General features: G+C 68.3%; 19 protein-coding genes and 2 tRNA genes. 6 read left to right on the plus strand and 15 right to left on the minus strand.

Annotated features, from left to right (window positions below; all coding sequences use genetic code 11):
* Window positions 1-10 precede the first annotated feature (10 nt).
* Window positions 11-430: a hypothetical protein gene (locus tag ACH442_RS03160; protein ID WP_396120886.1), complete on the minus strand. Its 420-nt coding sequence runs from the start codon at window positions 428-430 to the stop codon at window positions 11-13.
* A 1084-nt stretch (window positions 431-1514) separates the two neighbouring features.
* Here ACH442_RS03160 and ACH442_RS03165 point away from each other — a divergent pair.
* Both ACH442_RS03165 and ACH442_RS03170 read left to right on the plus strand, forming a co-directional pair.
* A complete protein-coding gene (locus tag ACH442_RS03165) occupies window positions 1515-4778 on the plus strand; it encodes a S8 family serine peptidase (RefSeq protein ID WP_396120887.1) in 3264 nt (1087 codons plus the stop codon).
* 268 nt (window positions 4779-5046) lie between these two features.
* Window positions 5047-5538 carry a hypothetical protein gene (locus ACH442_RS03170; protein ID WP_396120888.1) on the plus strand — a complete coding sequence of 164 codons (492 nt, stop codon included), beginning with the start codon at window positions 5047-5049 and terminating at the stop codon, window positions 5536-5538.
* An 80-nt stretch (window positions 5539-5618) separates the two neighbouring features.
* On the opposite strand, the gene ACH442_RS03175 is transcribed toward ACH442_RS03170, so the two are convergent.
* Window positions 5619-6491, minus strand: coding sequence for a hypothetical protein (locus ACH442_RS03175; protein ID WP_396120889.1), 873 nt, complete (start codon window positions 6489-6491; stop codon window positions 5619-5621).
* A 109-nt stretch (window positions 6492-6600) separates the two neighbouring features.
* On the opposite strand from ACH442_RS03175, the gene ACH442_RS03180 reads away from it, so the two are divergent.
* Together ACH442_RS03180 and ACH442_RS03185 are read left to right on the plus strand one after the other, a co-directional pair.
* Entirely contained in the window at window positions 6601-7383 is a 783-nt protein-coding gene (locus ACH442_RS03180) for a transposase family protein (RefSeq protein WP_396120890.1), read from the plus strand.
* A gap of 194 nt (window positions 7384-7577) precedes the next feature.
* On the plus strand, window positions 7578-7892 hold the full coding sequence (locus ACH442_RS03185) for a hypothetical protein (protein WP_396120891.1): 315 nt from the start codon (window positions 7578-7580) through the stop codon (window positions 7890-7892).
* A gap of 241 nt (window positions 7893-8133) precedes the next feature.
* Here ACH442_RS03185 and ACH442_RS03190 read toward each other — a convergent pair whose 3' ends face one another.
* From ACH442_RS03190 to ACH442_RS03230, 9 genes are all read right to left on the minus strand, one after another.
* Window positions 8134-8604, minus strand: a complete 471-nt coding sequence (locus ACH442_RS03190; RefSeq protein WP_396120892.1) for a helix-turn-helix domain-containing protein — start codon at window positions 8602-8604, stop codon at window positions 8134-8136.
* A gap of 38 nt (window positions 8605-8642) precedes the next feature.
* Window positions 8643-11003, minus strand: a complete 2361-nt coding sequence (locus tag ACH442_RS03195) for a TOTE conflict system archaeo-eukaryotic primase domain-containing protein (protein WP_396120893.1) — start codon at window positions 11001-11003, stop codon at window positions 8643-8645.
* Window positions 11004-11013: 10 nt separating this feature from the next.
* The gene (locus ACH442_RS03200; RefSeq protein ID WP_396120894.1) at window positions 11014-12186 is read right to left on the minus strand and encodes a hypothetical protein; all 1173 of its coding nucleotides are present in this window, start codon (window positions 12184-12186) and stop codon (window positions 11014-11016) included.
* Entirely contained in the window at window positions 12183-12605 is a 423-nt protein-coding gene (locus ACH442_RS03205; protein ID WP_396120895.1) for a hypothetical protein, read from the minus strand. The genes ACH442_RS03200 and ACH442_RS03205 overlap by 4 nt, the downstream gene beginning before the upstream one ends.
* Window positions 12606-12807: 202 nt before the next feature.
* Window positions 12808-13374 (minus strand): Uma2 family endonuclease, encoded by a 567-nt coding sequence (locus ACH442_RS03210; protein WP_396120896.1) that lies wholly within the window; start codon window positions 13372-13374, stop codon window positions 12808-12810.
* A 266-nt stretch (window positions 13375-13640) separates the two neighbouring features.
* Window positions 13641-13714 (minus strand) — tRNA-Ile (locus tag ACH442_RS03215).
* 47 nt (window positions 13715-13761) lie between these two features.
* Entirely contained in the window at window positions 13762-13935 is a 174-nt protein-coding gene (locus ACH442_RS03220; protein ID WP_396120897.1) for a hypothetical protein, read from the minus strand.
* 15 nt (window positions 13936-13950) lie between these two features.
* On the minus strand, window positions 13951-15213 hold the full coding sequence (locus ACH442_RS03225) for an NAD(P)/FAD-dependent oxidoreductase (RefSeq protein ID WP_396120898.1): 1263 nt from the start codon (window positions 15211-15213) through the stop codon (window positions 13951-13953).
* 267 nt (window positions 15214-15480) lie between these two features.
* Window positions 15481-15553 (minus strand) — tRNA-Asn (locus ACH442_RS03230).
* A 210-nt stretch (window positions 15554-15763) separates the two neighbouring features.
* Here ACH442_RS03230 and ACH442_RS03235 point away from each other — a divergent pair.
* Window positions 15764-16093 carry a hypothetical protein gene (locus tag ACH442_RS03235; RefSeq protein WP_396120899.1) on the plus strand — a complete coding sequence of 110 codons (330 nt, stop codon included), beginning with the start codon at window positions 15764-15766 and terminating at the stop codon, window positions 16091-16093.
* 56 nt (window positions 16094-16149) lie between these two features.
* Here ACH442_RS03235 and ACH442_RS03240 read toward each other — a convergent pair whose 3' ends face one another.
* Window positions 16150-17097, minus strand: a complete 948-nt coding sequence (locus tag ACH442_RS03240; RefSeq protein ID WP_396120900.1) for a sugar phosphate isomerase/epimerase family protein — start codon at window positions 17095-17097, stop codon at window positions 16150-16152.
* 603 nt (window positions 17098-17700) lie between these two features.
* Here ACH442_RS03240 and ACH442_RS03245 point away from each other — a divergent pair.
* Window positions 17701-18918, plus strand: a complete 1218-nt coding sequence (locus tag ACH442_RS03245) for a YihY/virulence factor BrkB family protein (RefSeq protein WP_396120901.1) — start codon at window positions 17701-17703, stop codon at window positions 18916-18918.
* 70 nt (window positions 18919-18988) lie between these two features.
* Here ACH442_RS03245 and ACH442_RS03250 read toward each other — a convergent pair whose 3' ends face one another.
* The 3 genes from ACH442_RS03250 to ACH442_RS03260 are packed head-to-tail and all read right to left on the minus strand — an operon-like array spanning window position 18989 to window position 21490.
* Window positions 18989-19798, minus strand: a complete 810-nt coding sequence (locus ACH442_RS03250) for an ABC transporter permease (protein ID WP_396120902.1) — start codon at window positions 19796-19798, stop codon at window positions 18989-18991.
* Window positions 19799-19817: 19 nt separating this feature from the next.
* On the minus strand, window positions 19818-20576 hold the full coding sequence (locus tag ACH442_RS03255) for an ABC transporter permease (RefSeq protein ID WP_396120903.1): 759 nt from the start codon (window positions 20574-20576) through the stop codon (window positions 19818-19820).
* Entirely contained in the window at window positions 20576-21490 is a 915-nt protein-coding gene (locus tag ACH442_RS03260) for an ABC transporter ATP-binding protein (protein WP_396120904.1), read from the minus strand. The genes ACH442_RS03255 and ACH442_RS03260 overlap by 1 nt, the downstream gene beginning before the upstream one ends.
* Window positions 21491-21516 lie beyond the last annotated feature (26 nt).

Below are 21516 nucleotides of genomic sequence, written 5' to 3' on the forward strand. Positions count from 1 at the left end.
CACTGATCCGTCAATCCGGCAGATAGAACCGGAGGGCGGCCATCTGCCCGACGGTGACGAAGGAGGGATTCGCGGCCTGCGGCTGCCGCAGCACCTCCAGCGCGGCGAGGCCCTCATCGGCCCGCACCGTGTCCCGGTGCACGCGCTGATCATCGTCCAGCCAGCGCCACTCCAGCGGCACGCGCAACTTGCCGTCCATCATCGCGGGCGGGCCGGTCAGTTCCCCGACCGCCCAGATGCCCGGCCCCACCCGGCGGCGATCACCGCTGACCCAGAGCATCACCGGCTGCCCGGCCGCCATGAGCCGCGCCCGGTAGCCGGGCCGCACACACCACCGCCGAACCGACTCCCGCCGCCCGGCCACGCCGACGATGCCGGACGTCATGCCATTGGCCTTGAGCAGCCAAGACCCCAGGTTCTCGACAGTCACGGCCGGCACCGGCTCACTCACCGTTCAACCCATCGCCGGCATTGCTGAGCGGCCGCACGCGCCAAGGATAACCACCGCCCCCACACCATTTTCCGCGTACGTCGTTCGAGTGCCCCACGACCAGGCAGCTCTTCCGACGCCGGCCGCGCGGCAAGGGAACGTACGGGTCGGGCATTCCCCGCCGTACACCGGGTGGGTCAGGTTGGTCGTAGCTCGGCCGTTCTGCCGGGCCTTGGCGAAATCCGAAGGTGGTCTTTGCCAGGGGGATGTTCAAGGAAGTGCCGCGTCCACCGGCCTGGCACGGCACCTGGGACATGGCGGAGATCAACGAACCGGGTTTGTGGGGGTGACGATGGCGACGGGCGGGACCTCGACTGTCGATGCCGCCGAGGAGGTGCTGCACGAGAGCGACCGCACACGGGTGACCCGGATACGAACGGACGCCGGGGCGGTGATCCGCAAGGAGGCAGATGAGGGGACTCCTGCTGGTCGGCGCGTACCGGGAAACCGAGATCGACGGAGTTCATCCGCTCACCGCACTGTTGTCCCGGTCGGCGCTCCACGGACCGGCACCGGACCGGATCCAGCTGGTGAACCTGCCCCCGGCCGACCTGGGCGTACTGCTCGCACAGATGCTGCGGCTGGATCCGGACCGTGCGGCCGGCCGGGCCGACGCACTCACCGCCCGCACCGGTGGCAATCCCTACGACTGCGTCGAGGTGGTCAACTCGCTGCGCCGCGAAACGGAGCTCCCGTCAGTTTCGTGTCGCGCCTCGTCACGTCGCCGAGAGCACAGGCACCCCCGGCATACGCATGTCGATGATCCAGCCAGAGGACTACGGGCGACCAGGCGCGCCGTTCGGCGTCGGGCCGATCTCGTATCCGTCGGAACAGGTCTGGTCTCGCACATGGCACTGACGAGATCGTCTCGGCATTCCGGTGGCCCGCAGACAGCCGGTTCCGCCCGTACGTGGCCGATACCAGGAGCGGCGAAAACCTCTCCTCATGACTGGTTCAGGGGCTTGCATCCATTTGTCAGTGTCTATCGTGGAGCCGGGACGGGCCCGGCACGGGGAGGCACCAGATGCGTCGACGAAGACTGCCCGCCGTTCTGCTCATCTCAGCCCTGGCCATCGGGGCGTTGCAGGCACCGGCGGCAGCCGCTCCGTCCACGAACACCGGCACACCCGCACAGGTGAAACCCGGCTCGGTCACGCTGATCACCGGCGACCGGGTCGTCACTCGTGGCACGACCGCCTCGATCCAGCCCGGCCCGGGGCGCAACAAGATCCGCTTCCTGAGCTACACGGCCAAGGGCCACCGCTACGTCATCCCGTCCGACGCGCTCGCACTCCTGCGCGCCGGACGGCTCGACAAGCGGCTCTTCGACGTCAACGACCTCACCACCCAGGGCGGCAGCGACCTTCGCCTGCTCGTGACGTACGCCAAGAACGGCGCGAGCGGTGCACGCGGCGCGATCACTGCCGGCGGAGCGCGCGTGACACGGGACATCGCCCCGGCGAAAACCCTGGCGGCGAGCGTCGACACCGCAGAAAGCACGTCCCTCTGGTCCGGCCTGACCAGCGGTACGGCGAAGGCGAAAGCCCTCAAGCCCGGCGTGCAGGGCATCTGGCTGGACGGCAAGCGCAAGGTGACGCTCGACCACAGCGTGCCGCAGATCGGCGCGCCGACCGCCTGGCAGGCGGGCTACGACGGCACCGGCGTCACCGTCGCGATCCTCGACACCGGCGTCGACGCCACCCACCCGGACCTGGCCGGGAAGATCGTCGGCGCGGAGAACTTCACCACCACCGCGTCCACCGACGACGAGGTCGGGCACGGCACCCACGTCGCCTCGATCATCGCCGGCAGCGGGGCCGCGTCGGGTGGCCGCTACAAGGGTGTCGCCCCCGGCGCCAAACTGCTGATCGGCAAGGTGTGCGAGACCGAGTTCTGCGACGACTCGGCGATCCTGGCCGGCATGGCCTGGGCGGCCGCGCACGCTCCGGTCGTCAACATGAGCCTCGGCGGCGGCGACACCCCCGAGATCGATCCGCTCGAACAGGCCGTCAACGACCTGACCGCGCAGTACGACACGCTGTTCGTGATCGCGTCCGGCAACGCCGGCCCGAACTCGGTCGGCTCGCCCTCGACCGCCGACGCGGCGCTGTCGGTCGGCGCCGTCGACCGTGACAACCAGATGGCGGACTTCTCCAGCACCGGCCCGCGAGCCGGGGACCACGGCCTCAAGCCGGAGATCACCGCGCCCGGCGTGGACATCGTGGCCGCCAAGGCGAAGAACGGATTCATCGGTGACCCGGCGCCGGTCGACGGCTACGTCGCCCTCTCCGGCACGTCGATGGCCACCCCGCACGTGGCCGGCGCCGCGGCGATCCTGACCCAGGAGCACCCCGGCTGGTCGTCGAGCCTGCGCAAGAACACGTTGATGGGTTCGGCCGAGCCGACCGCCGGGGTCAGCGCGTTCGACCAGGGCGCCGGCCGGGTCGACGTGGCACGGGAGATCACCCAGTCGGTCACCGCCGACGAAGGCAGCCTCGGCTTCGGCCTGCAGAACTGGCCGCACGGCGACGACAAGCCGGTCACCAGGACCGTCACCTACCGCAACTCGGGCACGGCCGCGGTCGACCTGACCCTGTCCACGCCGGCCGCGCCGTTCACCGTCGCCGCCACCCACCTGAGCGTCCCGGCCGGCGGCACCGCCAGCACCACGGTCACCGCCGACACCAGCAACCCGGCGCTCGCCGACAAGCTGTACGGCGACCGCCTGGTGGCCACCGCCATCGGCGGCATCCGCGTGGTCACGCCGATCGGCGTCGACCGCGAGGTGGAGAGCTACGACGTCACCGTCGAGACGATCAACCCGGACGGTACGCCGAGCCTCGACCACTACGCGTCGCTGTTCAACCTGGACGGCACCGGGTTCTACGACGTCTACCAGGCTCAGGGCACCGAGAAGCTCCGCCTGCCGAAGGGCACCTACGGCGCCTACGTGTGGATCAACAACGCGGAGGCCGAGACCACCGCGATGCTCACCCACACCGAGCTGGTCGTCGACGGACCCGCCACGATCACCTTCGACGGCCGTAAGGCCAAGCCGATCACCGTGACCGCGCCGCAAGCCGGCGCGGGCGTCGCGCTCGCCGCCGTCAACGCGGAGTGGCTGCTCGACGACCTCGTTGTCGGGACGACCACGCTCGGCGCCGACTTCACCTCGCTGTCCGCGGCGCCGGCCTCCCCCGTCGCCAAGGACTACTTCCTGGCCAGCGTTAACGGCTCGTTCGCAGAGCCGGGCCCGGCCGGCACGTTCGAGAACAGCACGTGGAGCACCGACCTGGCGTACGGCCGGCGCGGCAAGATGTTCGACGGCCTCACCAAGAAGCCGCGGCTGCGCGACCTGGCCACCATCAAGGCCGACTACTCGGTGTCGGCGATCGGGGCCGATGGCGTACGGAGCAACTTCGCCCAGTTCGACGAACGATCCAGCGGCTGGGCGGCGGCCGTGCCGTTCGACCTGCCCGCGCACCGCACCGAGTACCTGAGCGTCGAAGCGCCCTGGATGCTCGACTTCACCCAGCAGACGCCTGCCGCCACCGAGCAGGACCACCCGGAGCTGATCACCGACCAGACCGCCAGCGGGGCCACGTTCCGTGCCGGTCACACTTACCATCAGGCATGGAACACGGCCGTGTTCGGCCCGAACGTCACCCAGCCGTCGTGGGAGGGCGGTTGGGCCGGCCGCCAGGGCGATCACCTGTTCGCCGCCGTCCCGCTGTTCGGTGACGGTGCCGGCCGCCCCGGCTGGTCCACCGGCGACAGTGAGGTGGTCGCGCTCTACCGGGGCAAAACCAAGATCGGCGAGGGGAACGAGTACGACCTGCCCGCCGAGCAGGCTACGTACCGGTTGGAGGCAGCGGCCACCCGCGGTGCCCCGCACCTCTTTTCCACCTCGGTGAATGCGGCGTGGACGTTCCGATCCGGACACGTCTCCGGCACGACGTACACGCGGCTGCCGATCTCGACGATCCGTTTCAGCCCGCGTCTCGACGTCAACAACGCGGCGCCCGCCGGCCGCCGCTTCGACATCCCGCTGACCGTCGAGCAGCAGCCCGGCTCCACAGCCGGTAAGGCCCGCACGGTCAAGGTCGACGTCTCCTACGACGACGGCAAGACCTGGCACCGCGCCGACGTACGCGGCCTCGGCAACAACCGGACCGTCACGGTCAACCACCCGCGCGGCACCGGTTTCGCCTCGCTGCGCGTCTCCGCCACCGACACGAGGGGGAACACGGTCACCCAGACCGTCATCCGGGCATACGCCCTGCGCTGACACGTCCGGTGACACCGGGCCGGGCCACTTCTGGCCCGGCCCGCCTGCGGCCGCCATCGGTACACCTGGCTCTATGGCGCACCATCAGGCAACGAGAGGTCCAGAATCCCGATCGCCTGCCGCAGCCGGCCACGGTGACAGATCGCCACGATCCCCGACGAACGCCGACCAACCTTCCGGACCACCCATCGGCACCCCGGGAACCTCGATACCGAACAGCACCGCCCGATCGTCCTCGATCGATGAAGCAGAGGCCACTGAGCTGCTCATGCTCGCCGTAGCAAGCCACAACCGCCTCGGCACCAAAGGCACCCAGCGCGGCAGCTCATTCGACCCGCGAGGAGTCGCAGGTCAACAGGTTGTGGGCCGGACGTTACACCACACGAACCACCTGGTCATCGTCACCGGCGACCCGCTACCGGGACGTTTGACCAGCTCACGCGGCAGCCAAGGTCCGTCGTATGCACTGGCAGCTGTCAACCGGCCGCCGCTCGAGCACTCGAAACTCAAGGCGGACAACGCCTCAGAAGATCTGCCGGAGGTCATCGCCGCAGTCGAAGATGTTCCGCATCCGGCGCTCTCGAATACCAGCTCAGCTGACGCGGGCCAGTACCGCACCTTCCCGGACAGAGTCAACGACGTCTACCTCGACGGCGACCGTGGTCTTCGACGATGCGGCGTGCAGTTCGATGGACCTCACCACTGCAAGACCGGAGGGTGTGCCACCGTCCAAGACCGTGAGTTCGTCACCGATGCGTAGGGCGTCGCCCTCAAGTTGCCCGGTGACGAACAGCCAGGGGCGACTCGACAAGCGGTGCACTCGCTCGATGGTGAGCCGGGTCATGCGCGGTTCCTCCTCCATGTCTCGACGAAGCCTTCCTCAGCCCCGTACGCCTCATCCTCCAGTGGTCCCGTCATGGTCGTGATCCGGCCATCCTCGTGCTGGCGGACATGCACGCTTTCGTGCCCGAGAGTCCGTACCAACGTCTCCTCATCCTGAAACGCCGCAGGGCCCAACTGGACGCCGAGCGAGTCAGTCCTGGCCACAGCACCCTGAAAATCCAGGTAGGCGATATCATCGGCGCTCTCGACGACTTCGACCGACACTCCCCGAAAATCAACGCCAGCCATTTCGGCATAGTGCTGAACGGTATCCACGGTTAGCGGCAAACCGACGTCCTGCTCGAGAACCTCACGATTCGACAATGCGCCGGATCGCGAGTACAAACTCACACCACGAGGTGCTGTCGAGCTTGCCGGCTCGCTGCGACTGAGTCGTGCGAGTAGCCGCTTGAGCCGGTCGAGGATGCCGGCGAGTTCGCCGAGTTTGCCGTTCAGACGTCGCAGGCTGTTCAGCAGCGCCCGGATGAAATGCTGGATCCGGTTGACCCACTTGGCGACCAGCGTGGCCACCTGGGCGGCGACCACCGGGGTAGCCAAGCCGAGCGTGACGCCCTCCGCAGCCAGCCACTGCGGCAACCGCACGGCGAGTGTCGCAACGAACTGGGTGACCAGATCCCGCACGATCTCCCGGACCAGCCCGACCAGTAGACCAGCACCTTCGACCGCATACGAGATCGCGTTCGCCACGGTTGCGATCCCGTCGACTGCGGCGATCTGCTCACCAGCATGGGCGCGATAAGCGTCGCCGGACGCACCGAACCAGCCCGCGGTCTGCGCGCGGACTGCAGCCGAATATTGAACCTTTTCCAACCTGATCTTGCAGGTCAGATCGGCCGGCAGGGCCGCTGATCGACGAGGGCGAGGCTCCAGGTAGGACAGCTGTCGACCAAGACTCGAAGCCCCAACCGGGAGCCTCGCCATGCTGTCCTACCCTGCCACGATCTCGTTGTCCAGCCGCACCCTGAACCACCTGGCCGAACGCATCCGCATCCACCGTCAGCAGCGACGATCCCGCTGGCGGCGCCTCAACCCAGGTCGCCAGGCCCTACTCGCCCTCGCCCACCTGCGCAACGGCGACACCTACATCCGCCTCGCCACTGGCTTCGAGATCGGGATCGCTACCGCATGGCGCTACGTGCAGGAGGCAATCGCCCTGCTCAGCGCGGCCGCCGACAACCTCGCCAGCGCGATGCGGCGCATCCGGCAACTGGCGTACGCCATCCTCGACGGCACCCTTGTCCCGATCGACCGGGTCGCCGACCAGCGGCCGTACTACTCCGGCAAGCACCGACGCCATGGCGTCAACGTGCAAGTCATCGCCGACGCAGCCGGCCGTCTCGTCTGGGCCTGGCCAGCGCTGCCCGGCTCGACCCATGACCTGACCGCCGCCCGGACTCACGGCATCATCGACGCGCTGACCAGTGCAGACGTCATGACCTTCGCAGATAAGGGATACCAAGGTGCCCGCGGCAGCGTGCGTACCCCATTCAAGCGGCGGCGCTTCCGGCCGAAGCTGTCACGCCGGCAGACGGCGGTCAACCGCGCCCACGCGAAGATCCGTGCCCGCGGTGAACGAGCGATCGCCACGCTCAAGACTTGGAAGATCCTCGTCAAGCTGCGCTGCTGCCCACGCCGGGCCACCGCAATCGTGCAAGCCATCCTCGTCCTGCACCACGTCGAAGCGAACCGCTACGCAGGATGAAAAAGGCTCAATGTGCGGGTCAACCGAGCTGTGGGCCGGACGTTGCACCATACGAACCACCCGGCAACCGTCACCGGCAACCCACTGCCGGGGACATTTGGCCAGTTCAAGGGGTATTCGACCAGCCCGATAGTCTGATTCAGACCCACCCTCAGCCGCCTCGGAGTGCTGCGCTACCAGGCCGGGGGGCCAAGATGGCGTCGTACTTCAGCCGCGAATCTAGGTACGCCGGTGCGTTGCAGAAGGACGAGGACCTCCGGCACGGTGTTCGGCGCTCGTCGGTAGGACGCGGCTTGGTGACGGAGCACGTCCATGGTCAAGCCGGGGTAGAGATCGAGTTGGTCGAGGAGGAAATCGTCGGGGTGGATGGCAGCGATGTCGTAGGGCTTGAGGGCCGGCTCGGGGAAGTCGCTGAGGTTGAAGGTAACGATGACTTCGGCATTGGCGCGTACAGCGGCAGCCAGAACGTGCCGGTCCTTCGGATGGTTCGTCATACCGTCGACAAGTGACTCATAGCCAGTGACCAGGGCGTCGGGAAATGACCGGCTCATCTGGCCGAGCCGCCGATCGACCCGGTCCGGTGGTAGCCCACGCTTGGTGAGGTTGTGACGTAGTTCGGCCGAAGACGTCGGCCGACCAGAGCGGCCGGTATGCGGAGGCTTCGGCGAGGCGAAGCAGGGTGCCGCACAGGTAGGCCGGGTAGAGCACGCAGATGTCAAGGAACGCGGGAAACGCCACCATGACCGGCTGTCACCTCGACGGCGGTGAGCCGAGGGTGATCTCGTACAGGTCGTCGTCCTCGGCGTCTGCGGCCATCTGGTCCAGGGCGCGGCGGCGTTCGGTGCGGGTGCGTTCGGAGTAGTCGAGGATGTCACGCAGCAGAACTCGCCGATGCCGGCCGCGCAGGCTGTGCGGAATCTCGCCGTCGGTCAGCAGGCGGACCAGCGTAGGTCGTGAGATGTTGAGCAGGTCAGCTGCCTCTTGGGTGGTCAGCATCGTGTTGTGCGGGGCGATCGAAATGGCCATCCCCTGCGACAGGGCACCGACGACGTCACGTAGCAGTTCGTAGAGTTCGGCGGGGATGTCGAGCTGCGAACCGTCCGGGCCCACCAGCTTCGCTCGGGCGGGGGCCTCGGCGGCGGCCATACCGCGCGCGAAGCGCACCAGGTCCGCGGGATTTTCAGGTGGCAGAACGGTTCGTTCACGCAGGGTGCTCGACATGAAGCCAGCATACCGCTATTCGAAAAATCCGAAAGCCGCTACGGCTTGGTGAAGCCCAGCGCGCGATAGCCGGGCATTCGGCGTTGCAGCGAGACAGCCAGGATCGGCGTCGCCGGGTCGTGGTAGTCGTGTACCTCCGCGACGTCCTTTCCGGGCGCCGATCGGATTACCCGGCCGGCGCACTGGACCAGGAGGCCGTCGAAGGAGATCGGCCCGGCCAGGAACAGGGTGTCGAGGACGGGTGCGTCGAAACCTTCACCGATGAACGGAGTGGTGCCAATGACGAGGATCCCATCGCCGGCCTTCGCCTCGGCGAGCCGGTCGACTGCCGCACGACGATCCGCAGCGGTCATGCCGCCTTGCAGCAGGAGTGCTTGATATCCGCGATCCGCGAGGAGGGAAGCCAGGGTCTCGACATGGGCGACCCGGCGGGTCAGCACGAGACAGTTGCGCCCCTTGGCGAGGGCAGCCGCGACATCGTCGACGATCTGGGCGTTTCGTGCTTCATCCCCGATCAGGGATCGGTGCACGGCCGCCAGTGCGCCCGGTGACGACAGGTCCTCGTCATCGGCCCGGAGCTGGGTCTCGTGGACGAACAACAGGCGGCGTGGACCGGTCTCGTCCTGCCAGACGGCGGCGAGCGTGTCCGGGTCCTCGTTGGTCACGGTGTGCCGAACAGGGCCGAGCTGCCAGGTCACGAGTTCCCCGAGGCCGTCCCGGCGGGTCGGCGTCGCGGTGAGGCCGAGCCAGAATTGCGCGCCGATCCGTTTGACCGCATGGTCGTACGCGGCTGCGGCAAGGTGGTGACATTCGTCGACGATCACGTGCCCGTACCCTGCGGTGAGGTCCGCGACGTCGGCACGACGGGCCAGCGAGGGCAACATCGCGACATCTACGACACCAGTGAGCTTGCGCCGGCCGCCGCCGATCTGCCCCGGCCGTACGCCGAGGAACCGCTCGATGCGCGACCGCCACTGTTCGGCCAGCGCTTTGCGATCGACGAGAATCAGGGTCGAGGTGGCGCGTTCGGCGATCATCGCGCAGGCCATCACGGTCTTGCCCGAGCCCGGTGGGGCCACCAGCATGCCGTCGTCATGGGCAAGCATCGCACTCACCCCGGCGCTTTGCCTGGTGGTCAGTTCAGCGGTGAAAGCGACCTCGATCTCCCTGCCGGCATCCCGCGTATCCGTGACTGCCAATCGGGATCCGGCATCCTCAACAATTCGTCCGACTGCGTGCCGCAACCCGCGCGGAAGGACCAAGCGGCCGTCCAGCGTGATGTCGTAGCCCCGAAGGAATCGTGGTGTATCCCAGGTCGACTTGCGAAACCGCTGCAACTCGTAGAACTTCGGATTGGCCAGCGAGGCCGCGTGCTTGAACGTGGTCAGCGCGGCCGCCGGCAGTTGCGAGATGTCGATACTCAGGCCCGCCGCGAGATCTGCCTTCACCGTCGTTGGCAGCGGCGGGTGGACCTTGGTGGCATCCGACCTACTCATCTTCGCCACACCGGTGCCGACGACGGCCTGTTTCGCGCGACGGGCGACTCTCTCCGCATCGCCCGGGCTGAGCCGGTCGAGGACCGACAGGAAGGCCCACTGGTCCTCGTACGGTTCCAGGGTCGCCAGGTCGAGGAAAAGCGTCAGGCCATCTTTGCGGCGCCGGCCCTGCAGCGGCGCCGCGATCAGGTTGCCGAGGCCTCCGTCGGGTAGGACGTCCTGGTTCGGGAACAGGCGATCGTACGAGCGCAGGTCCACGGAGCCGCGCAGAACCATGGCCTCATGCAGCAGGACCGTTCCGACCGATCGGGCCGTAGGCGCGGGAATCGGGCCAGTGAAGAAGATCCATGCGTGCGCGCCGCGTCCCGACTGGGAGATCTCCAAAGCCGCCGGGACACCACTGGCTCGGGCAGCTTTGCAGTAGGCCAGCACGTCGAGCATCGCAGTGCTGCCGTCGAAGTCCGCGGCCAGGAAGTGGCAGCTGTTGTCGGTGAGCAGCGGATACAGGCCCATCAACACGTCACCGACGAGATGGGCGGCCGTGACCTCCGGGGTGAGCGGCAGATAGGCCGCCGTGCGCCGGCCCATACCCTTGCGCCAGCCACCCGCCACCGCCGGAGACCACCCCGCCGAACCCAGCCGGCTGTTCTCCCATCGCTTCGCATAAGCATCTCGCCGCCCCCGGAAGAGGTTGGCGTAGAACGCCAGCTTCTCCGGCACTGGCGACGCCATCGTGACCGGCCCCGGCGTGGCCGTCGCGGCGAGTTGCTCCGGCGCCGGAGCGGTGTCCTGGCCCCGCAGTTCCAGCAGACGCGACAGCCGATGGTTCTCCGCCCGCAACCGCTGCAGCTCACGACGAAGCCGAGCGCCCTCGTCGTCAGTCGCCGCGTCAACGGACACCACCGGCCAATCTTCACACGTCGGCCGCCGCGACCCCGGCAGCCAACTCAGTCAGCCGGGCCCGGTCGAAACGATCGATCAGGCTCGGCTTACGGGCATGCCGGTCCCGCAGCCGGGTCATCTGCTCCGCGAACTCGAAGATCTCACCCTCCCGTACCGCCAGCGCCTGAAGATCCAAAAGCAGGGTCACCGCCGCGTCGTAGTCCTTCGGACGTTTCGTCGCGATCAATTCGTCCACCTGGTCCCAAGCGCGGACTGGGTTCCGTGCCAGCTCGTCCAAGCGCTGCTCGCGAGCCGCGGCGGCCGCTTCCTCACGACGCTGACGCTCGGCCGCCTCTCGCGCCCGCTGCCGCTGCTGCCGGGCAGCCCACCGTTCCTCAGCGGCGGCGAGTAGGTCTCCGGCGGTCCGCCCCTCTCCGGCAGGCGACTCCTCCGTCACACCGTGGAACCGCCGCAGCAACTCCGACCGCAGCAACCCGGCATCACCACGCAACACCCGCAACAGCACCTCGTCCTTGTCTGCCGTCGGCAGGGATTTGACCCAGCGGCGCAGGTCGACGGCGGAAGGCTCCTTCTCATTCAACGGCCGGCTCGCCGTTGCCGCCGCGTCCAGCAGATCGGGGTCCAGGCGAAGGAAGTCGGCCAAGGCCCGCAACGGCCCGCTCAGCTTCGCCAGCCCGGCCGGAACCGAAGGCTCCGGCTCTTCACCATTCAACTCACGGTTCTGCACACACAGCAGCCAAGCCAGATATAGCAGCCGCCGATCACCGCCGGCCAACTCCGCCCGGACCGGCACGATCGCCGCGAGTCGTCCTTCCTCGTCCGACCATTCTTCGTCGCCGTCCTCGTCCTCACTACGAAGATCGAGGATCACATGGGTACGGGTCGCCCAGGATGCGGCCGAGTCGCCGACACAGAATCTCTCCACCGTTTCCGGGTCCAGCACCGCTCGGGGCAGTCTCAGCATGATCCGCCGCGTGCCCCAGTTCGCCAAATACAGATGCGCGTCGAAATACCGCTCCATCCACTTGGCCGGATCAGCCTTGAGATCGCCCCACTGATAGTCGTTGACGAAACTCGACGACGTGATCCGCCCCCGCGACGACACCGCCCGCAACTCGCCCTGCTGCTTCGGCGTCAAAGTCTCGTCAAGCGCTACGAACTCGTAGTACTGGTACTCGCTCACTGTGTGCCCGCCCACCACCGGTACGCCTCGATCCACTGCGCACCGTCCGGCGCTGGATCCGGCAACGAAAGATCCAGAATCCCGATCGACTGCCGCAGCCGGCCACGATGGCAGATCGCGACGATCCCCGACGAGCGCAGATCCACCTTTCGGACCACCACCGGCACGCCGAGAACCTCGGTCTCGAACGGCACCGCCAGATCGCCCTCAATCATGGCGAACAGGCCACTGAGCTGCTCATGCTCGTCGTAGCAGTCCACGACCGCCTCGGCGACCAAGGCATCAAGCTCGGCATCACTGAGCGAAGACACCCGCGCAGGATAGAGAACCGCCGCCGGCGCTTCGCCAGCAGCCGACGACAGCGAACCACCCGGCTGTGGTTCGCATGCAAGATCAACGTGGGCCGGACGTTGCACCATGCGAACCACCCGAACGTCGTCACCGGCGACCCACTGCCGGGACGTTTGACCAGCTCACGCAGCCGTCAACGTCCAGCATGAGCACTGATTACGGCCAACTGGCCGCCGATCGAGCGCTCGAAACTCAAGCCGGGCAGAGCCTCAGGCGATCTGCCTGGGCCGCTGCCGTAGTCGCCGACATGGGGCGGATCGCAGACGGACGTCAGTCGCGGTGTCGACGACGTAGCAATGCCGCCACCTCAAGCTTGAACGGAAACGGCTCGTCGGAGGCAAGCGTCTGACCGGGGCGCACGACCTCGGCAAGGGCGTAGTGACCGTCGACCAGCTTGTGAAGGTGCAGTTCGACGGTGTCCTGCGGCTGCTCGACCCGCAAGTACCATGCGATTCCCGCTGCCGCGTACAGCTGAGGCTTGAGGAGCCGATCCGTTCCGGCGTTGCTCGGTGAGACCACCTCGACGACGAGCTTGGCTTCACCGGCCTCGACCGTGGTACCGATGTCATCGGTATCTGCCACAACGATGTCGGGCTGGAGGATGCGCCCGCCGGCCAGGCGGAGATTGACGTCCTGCAAGACCAGAAGTCCCGACTGCTCAGCCGCCGTGTAGAGCCCCATGGCGAGCAGGAACGCGATGTGCTGGTGCCGTTTGCTCGGGGCGGGACTCACCCACAGGCTCCCATCGATCAGCTCGATCCGATTCGAGGTCTCACCGAGCGCGAAGTATTCGTCCTCGCTCCATGGCTCCGGGTGCTCCAGCACTGCCACACTCATCGGATCACCTCACCTTCTCGGCAGATTCTGCCCCAAGCGTGCCATGCCGGACCGTACCCTCGCGAGGGCAACAGGCGTCATCAGCCCTACCGACCATCCGCTACGAGACGGCCGCCTTCAAGCAGCCCTGCCCCGCCCGCAGGAAGGACTCCACCGGCCGTACGGATCGGCAGCGGCGGTGATCAGCTCTCCTGCGCCAGTGACGCACGATATGCGAACCACTCGCCCCGCCATCAGGGCTCGGTGGTTCGCATGCAAGATCAACGTGGGGCGGGCGGGACTCGAACCCGCGACCGAGGGATTATGAGTCCCCTGCTCTAACCCACTGAGCTACCGCCCCGTACCGGCGGCGATCCTATCCCGCGGCCCGCTCCGGCAGCTAGCGATCTATTGCTCGACCAGCGTCTGTGGCAACAAAACTATTTGGTGTCGTGGGTCGGTGACCATGTCGCGCGGCTGGAGGTCGATGGTTGCCGGGCCGTCGGTGAGGGCGATGCTCGGCGAGTCGGGGCCGTCCGAGGTGGTGAATTCGGCGAAATTCTCCGGGTTCAGGTCGCTCATCACGCCTCCGTGCGTTCATGATCCGACCCGGGCGCCGAGTGACGCCAGGACTTGGCCGGCTGTTCGCCAGCCGCCGGCCAGCGCGCCTTGGATGGACGGACTGTCGCGATGATCACCCGCGACGAAGAGGCCGTCGCCGAGGGCGACGGGCTTGCGCAGGGCCCTTTGGGGGACGCGGGCGGCCGGGAGCGCGTGCGGGATGCTGACGACGTTGAGCAGGTCCCAGTCCTCGGTGGGGGTGCCGTACATCCGGGACAGTTCGACGCGGATGACGGCTTCGGAGGCGCTGGACGGGGCGGAGACGCCGACGACGGTGGCCGCGATCAGTGAACGGCCGCTGGGGGCGTACTCGGGTGCGGCGTTGCTGACGACCACGGTGTTCGCGATGATTTCCCGCCGGTCGCCGTCGAGCAGCAGGATCGGCTCGTCGATGGGGGCGTGCGGGGCGCCGAAGTAGAACGTGGTGAGCCCGTGCATGTCCGGTTTCGGCAGTTGCGGGAGCAGTTCGGAGGCGTGCACCGGGTCGGTGGCGACGATGACGGCGCGGCAGTGGATCTCGCCGCCTTCGGTGACGACCATGCCGGGGCCGATGCTGAGGGTGCGGGCGCCGATCAGCAGTTGTGGGAAGGGCAGCGGGCCGGCGATCGCGGCGGGCAGCGCGGCCATGCCGGCGGCGGGAACTCCGATCCGGCCGCGGGTGAAGGAGCGCAGCACCATCGCGGTGACGTGGCTGGAGGTTTCCAGTGACCGGTCGGCGAACACGCCGGAGAAGAACGGCCGCAGCACCTCTTCGATGATCCGGTGGGACAGTCCGGCTTTGCGGAGCATCTCCTGGGTGGTCATCTCGGGCGTGTCGAGCAGCCGGTCGACGGGTGTGGTGGCGCATCGGGTGGCGAGCGCGGCGAACTTGAGGCGGTCGCTGAGTGTGCCGACGCCGGAGAGCAGGGTCTGCGGGGTGGTGAGCGGCTCGCGCAGCGGGTTCTCGAGCCGGTGCAGGTTGCCGCCGCGGCGGACGAGTACGCCCGAGGTGAAGTAGCGCATCTGCAGCGCGTCGACGTCGACGAGTGCGGGCAGCCGCGGGTAGGCGGTGTTCAGCACCTGGAAGCCGCGGTCCATGTGCCAGCCGTCGACGACGTCGGTGGCGATTCGCCCGCCGACCCGGTCGGAGCCTTCGACGAGCAGCCATTCCACGCCGGCGCGGTCGAGTCGGCGGGCAGCGGACAGCCCGGCGAGCCCGCCGCCGACGATCACGACGTCCACCTCGACCGGCTGCGACATAACCACCTCACTGAGAGCGAACAACGCAGGCCTCAGCGTAACCGCGCACTTCGGGCCAAGGAGGCGAAAGCACAACAGGCCCGAAAACCCCCAGCCGAGAAGCCGGAGCGCGGCAATGGGCGTACGCCAATCGGCTCTTGATCTGTCGGCCGCGACCAGCGGCGAACCGCAACCGACGGTAACGCGGGGTTTCCGGGAGGGGCTCGGCCCCCTGAGCAAAATGCGAGAGGCCCCCCATCCGCGGATGGGGGGCCTCTCGGCCGCTCGCTCCCCCGATTGGACTCGAACCAATAACCTGCCGGTTAACAGCCGGCTGCTCTGCCAATTGAGCTACAGGGGATCGTGCTCGCCGCCCGGTTTCCCTGGCGACGGAGAGAAGATTACACGACGACTCGGGGCCCGCGCGAAGGGGTATCCCCTGCGGCTCATCCTTCAGGTGTGACGCGCGGCAACAGGAGTGAAAGCAGGATGCGGGGAGTATCGGCGCGGCAGGATGGGTATGCACGCGGCAGACACAGTTGCTTCACACCACACGGAAGGAGCCGCCATCATGCGCGGAAAGCTCTTGTTCCTCGGCGGTCTCGCGGCGGGCTTCGTCCTGGGCAGCCGGGCCGGTCGCGAGAAGTACGAGGAGATTCGGGCCAACGCCGAGAAGTTCTGGCAGCACCCGACGGTCCAGGAGGCCGCCGGCGTGGCTCAGGCCCAGGCGAACAAGCTGTACACCGAGGGCAAGGACAAGCTGCAGTCGTCCAAGCTCGGGGAGAAGCTGGGCACCACGGGCACCGACAGCACCACGACCACCACGAGCAGCAGCACCGACGAGCTGCTCGCGCCGACGGATTCGCTCTCCGGCACCAAGGGATCCAGCAGCACGCTCTGATTGTTCCCTTCACGGTAAAAGCCGCTCCTCCGGGAGCGGCTTTTACCGTTTCGGGATCAGGTCGCGGTGCAGGGTTCGCTTTCCGGCACGAGGCCGAGGGCGGTCAACTGCCCGATGACGTACGTCATGTCAGCCACCGCCGTGCCGTTGCCGCCCACCTCGATGTACTCGGTGCGGGCCGTGTCCGCCGCGAGCAGGTGCCGCAGGATCGGCTGCCAGGCGGTGGCCGGGTCGGTGATCCGGACCGTGATGACGGAGAGCCCGGCGTCGGTGAGCCGGTCGATGCCGTCCTCGGGGGCGGGCCAGTCGCGGACCACCCGGGCGAGGTCGAGGCAGACGCCGAGCCGGTCCTTGTCGACGCGGGCCAGGGCGGCGACGGTTTCCTCGGGGCTGTCCAGGACGTACCCCGGATGGGGTTCGAAACCGACCCGGACCGCGCGACCGACTCGCCAGGCGAGGTCGGCCAGTCCGCCGGAGAGGCGGCCGAGGTGTCGTGCGCCGGCTCGTTCGTGGGCTTCGTCCCAGGTTTCGCGCGGGCCGAGGCCACAGGTGCCGACCGCGCCGCGGACCTCGTCCTCGGGCAGCAGGTCGACGAGTATGCGGGCGAGCTCGAGGGTGTGCTGGAGGCGGGCCGGCTCGCTCCAGTCGGGGAGAGCCGCCGACTCGGACTCGGGGGGTGTGCCGCCGCCCTCGGCGTCGGGCCCGCCGCTCAGCGTGACCACCTCGAGGCTCCGGGCGTCGAGTTCGGCACGCAGCCGGGTGCGGGCGCGCCCGTCGTCGACGAGGGCGGCGGCAAGGGGATGGGACAGGCGCAGGGCGATCGTGAGCGGGCCGGGATCGGCGGCGCTGCCGGTGTTCGCGAGGCCGCAGCGGTTCAGGGCGGCTCGCAGCTCGGTGGCGGCGGTGTCGAGTGCCGCGAAGGCGTCGGCCGGTGTCACCGCGTCCGTTAGGCTCAGCCCGCAGGTGAGGTGCACGATCCGGCCGGAAGGATGTCGCAGCCGCATCAATGTCCTCCCCGGACGAGACCACCCGTGCAGGTGCACGTGCATTCGCGCGTGCCAACGACTCCAGTATGGACCATCCGCGGCACCGCCCTTGATCGACCAGTACCCCGCCGGCGGGATGCCATAGGTGCCTCCAACCTGGAATGTCCTGCCCTCCGATACGAGCGTGCGGCGCCGCTCGGATCATCGGCACACTTGCCGTGCGACACCGTGACCGGCGCGTTCATGATCAAAACCCGCCGTCGGGATAGGTGATCGACGATCTCCACCCCCGGGGTGACCAGCGAGTAGCAATGCCGGACGACATTCGGGAGAGCGTTCTCGGACCCCCTCATGCGTGCGCCATCTGAACAAATGGACATGCAATGCGCGACTGCTCGTGCGTACGCCGCGTGCCCTCGCACGGGGCAAATGCCTACCTTGCTCCCTACCCGGCCGACACCGGCCTACTCCTCCACGCTGTGCCGGTATCCGGCGCCGACCAGGGCGGGAGGGTTAGTGACACGGGGTCGCGGGAACTACCGGGGAAGGACATATGCGCACGTCGTGACGGGGAGGAACGGCGTACGGCAGCCCACCGCCCCGCCCGAAGGGAAGCCCGCCATGAGACTGCGCCACAGCCCGGAAGGGCGCCACGGCTCCGACGACAAGAACGTCCCCGCGACCGGCCTGGCCTCGGTTTCCGGCCCGCCGTCCGCGCAATCCGGAGACGACTCGCCACCCCGATCCGGGGACACCGCCCGGGGCAAGGACGAGGCCGGCGACGCGAAACGGCGCGGCGGGGAGGACTATGACCTGGCCGCGGCCGGGACGACCGAGGTGGGGCGCTCCCCCGACCCGCGGGAACTGTCCGCGCCGGGGCCCGACGACGGACCGGACCGGCCGTCACAGCTGCGGGCCAAAGGGATCTTCGCGGCGGTGAAGCGGACCTTCAAACAGTTCTCCGAGGACAACGTCTCGGACTGGGCGGCGGCGCTCACCTACTACGGCGTGCTGTCGATCTTCCCGGGCGCGCTGGTGATCGTGTCGCTGCTCGGCATGCTCGGCGAGACCGGGCAGCGGACGGTCACCGACGCGGTCACCCAGATCGCCCCCAACGCGGAGCTGCGCGATCTGGTCAACACCGTGCTGGACCAGGTGCAGGACACCGGCAGCGCGGGGCTCGCGGCGATCCTCGGTCTGGTCGTCGCGTTCTGGTCGGCGTCCGGGTACATCGCCGCGTTCATGCGCGCGTCGAACGCGATCTACGACGTGCCGGAGGGCCGGCCGATCTGGAAGACCCTGCCGATCCGGGTCGGGGTGACCGCGGTCGTCGGCGTGATGCTGATCGCCTCCGCGGCCATCGTCGTGTTCACCGGCGACCTGGCCCGGATCGTCGGCGAACGGATCGGCCTCGGCGGCGCCGCCGTGATGACCTGGAACATCGCCAAGTGGCCGGTGCTGCTGGTGCTGATCAGCCTGATGTTCGCCATCCTCTACTGGGCGTCGCCGAACGCCAAGACCGGCGGGTTCCGCTGGATCAGCCCGGGCGGCATCTTCGCGGTGCTGCTCTGGGTGGCCGCGTCCGCGGGATTCGCGATCTACCTGGCGAACTTCGCGAACTACAACAAGACCTACGGGACCCTGGGTGGCGTCGTCGCGTTCCTGGTCTGGCTGTGGATCTCCAACATGGCGATCATGCTCGGCGCCGAGCTGGACGCGGAACTGGAACGGGGGCGGGCCATCGCCGCCGGGCACCCGGCCGACGAGGAGCCGTTCCTGGAGCTGCGCGACACCCGCGCACTGAAGAAGGGCTCCGAGCACGGGCTGAGCCAGGGTTGAGCCGGCCGCGCGGGCGGTGGAACAGCACCGCCCGCGCGCTGTCGAAAAACGGTCACTTACCCCAGAGCGGTCACTTACACAGCAGCTTGCCCATCCGGCGGCCGGAGACGGTCAGCCCCACCGCGAGCAGCACCAGCAGGAAGAGCACGTCGACGACCTGCACCCACCCCACCGAGCCCAGGCTGATGCCGCGGATCAGGTCCACCGACCGGTACAGCGGGGAGAGCTCGACCAGCCAGCGCAGCGCCACCGGATAGGCCTGCGCCGGCACGAACGTCCCGGAGAACAGGAACAGCGCGAACTGCCCGGCCCCGATCAGGTCGAAATCCTGCCAGCTGCGGATCAGCGTGGCCACGGTCATCCCCAGCGCGCCGAACGCGAAGCCGACCAGCACCGCGGCCGGGAACGCGGCCAGCGCCCGCAACGGCGTCGTCAGGTCCATCGCCACCATGATCGTCAGGAACGCGACCGAGTAGAGGGTGCCGCGGACCATGGCCCAGATCAGCTCGCCCACCGCGATCTCGAACGGCCGGATCGGGGTGGCCAGCATCCCGTCGTACAGCCGCATGAACTTCATCTTGCCGAAGAAGTTGAAGGTGGTCTCGGCGAGCGCCCCGCTCATCGCGGACGCCGCCAGCATCGCCGGGGCGACGAACTCGGTGTAGCTCACCGTCCGGCCGCCGGGCAGCGCGATGTCGCCGATCAGGGCGCCGACCCCCACCCCGATCGAGAACAGGTAGAGCACCGGCTCCAGCAGGCCGCCGGCCATCACCACCCAGTACGCCGACTTCAGCGCGTTGACGTTGCGTTCGGTGACCCGCACGGCCCGGCCGCCGCTGCCCTCGAACGACACCAGCTTCGGAAGGACCAGCGTCAGCACGATCTCACCCCGCCCATCGTCAGAACACCAACCGTCGCTGGAACCGCCAGCGGGCCAGGAACCAGCCGGCCACGCACCAGACGAGCAGATAGAGCACGTGCCACAACCTGGCCGGCCCGAAGCCGAGACCGAGCGTGGCGGCCCGGGTCAGGTCCACCCCGTGCCAGAGCGGCAACGCGTAGGCCAGCCAGCGCAGCGGCTCCGGCAGCGACTCGATCGGGAAGAACACCCCGGAGAAGAGCGACATCGGCAGCACCGCGAACCGGAACAGGATCGCCAGATAGCTGTCGCTGCGGATGCTGGCCGTGTAGGCCACCACGGGCGCGGCCACCGCGAGCCCGACCAGCACCGACAGCGGCAGCACGGCCACCGTCCAGATCGAGTGCAGTGCCCCGAACGGCGCCGCGACCAGCAGGAACGCGACGACGCTGAGCAGCACCCGGAACATCATGAAGGCCAGGTGCCCGCCTAGGATGTCGCCGACCCGCAGCGGCGCGGCGGCCTGCGCGAAGTAGACCTTCAGCCACTCGAAGCTGCTCAGCACCGGCCAGGTCGCCTCGCCGAGCGCGGTCTGCGCGGCGGTCGAGGCGATCAGCCCGGGCACGATCCAGTCGAGGTAGGCGGCGCCGTCGATGTCGGCCTGCACGTAACCGCCGACACCCAGACCGAAGCCCAGCATCGTCAGCAGCGGCAGCACCATCGTCGACAGCGCGCTCGACCGCCAGGTGCGGCGGTAGTTGACCAGGTGGTACTCCAACACGTACGCCGAGGAGGTCATCAGTCCACCAGCGTCCGGCCGGTCAGCTGCAGGAACACGTCCTCCAGGCCGGCCCGGCGGACCAGCGCCGACGCCGGGCTCAGCGAGCGCCGGTGCACCTGGGCCAAAGCCTCGTCCCCGTCGGCGACGTAGAGCAGCACCCGGTCGGGCAGCACCTCGACGCGCTCGGCGATGCCGGCGAGTTTCTCCGCACAGGTGCCCTGATCGTCGCCGGCGAACCGGAGCTCGACCACCTCACGGGTGGAGTGGCGCTCGATCAGGTCACGGGGTGAACCCTCCGCGACGATCTTCCCGCCGTCCATCACCACCAGGCGGTCGCAGAGCTGTTCCGCCTCGTCCATGTAGTGGGTGGTGAGGACCAGCGTCACCCCCTGCTGCTTGAGCCGGAACAGCCGCTCCCACACCAGGTGCCGGGCCTGCGGGTCGAGGCCGGTGGTGGGCTCGTCGAGCAGCACGAGGTCGGGTTCGTTGACCAGGGCGCGGGCGATCGTGAGCCGCCGTTTCATGCCGCCGGAGAGCGGCTCGACCTTGCTGCCGGCCCGCTCACCGAGCTGGACGAACTCCAGCAGCTCGTCGGCCCGGCGGCGCGCGGTGGCGCGGGGGATGCCGAAGAACCGCGCATACGTCGTCAGGTTCTCCCGGACGGTCAGCTCGACGTCCAGGTTGTCGAGCTGCGGGCAGACACCGAGCCGGGCCCGGATGGCCGGCCCGTCGCGCCGCGGATCCATGCCCAGGATCTGCAGCACCCCGTCGGTGGGCGGGGAGACGCAGCCGATCATCCGCATGGTGGAACTCTTCCCGGCGCCGTTCGGGCCCAGGAAACCGAACGCCTCACCGGGCTGCACGTCGACGTCGATGCCGTCGACCGCGGTGAAGTCGCCGAACCTCTTGATCAATCCGCGCGCGTGGATCAAGGGAGGATCTTTCTTCCCTTTTACGG

Source organism: Actinoplanes sp. NPDC020271 (genome assembly GCF_044388125.1).
In the GTDB taxonomy this organism is placed as follows: domain Bacteria; phylum Actinomycetota; class Actinomycetes; order Mycobacteriales; family Micromonosporaceae; genus Actinoplanes.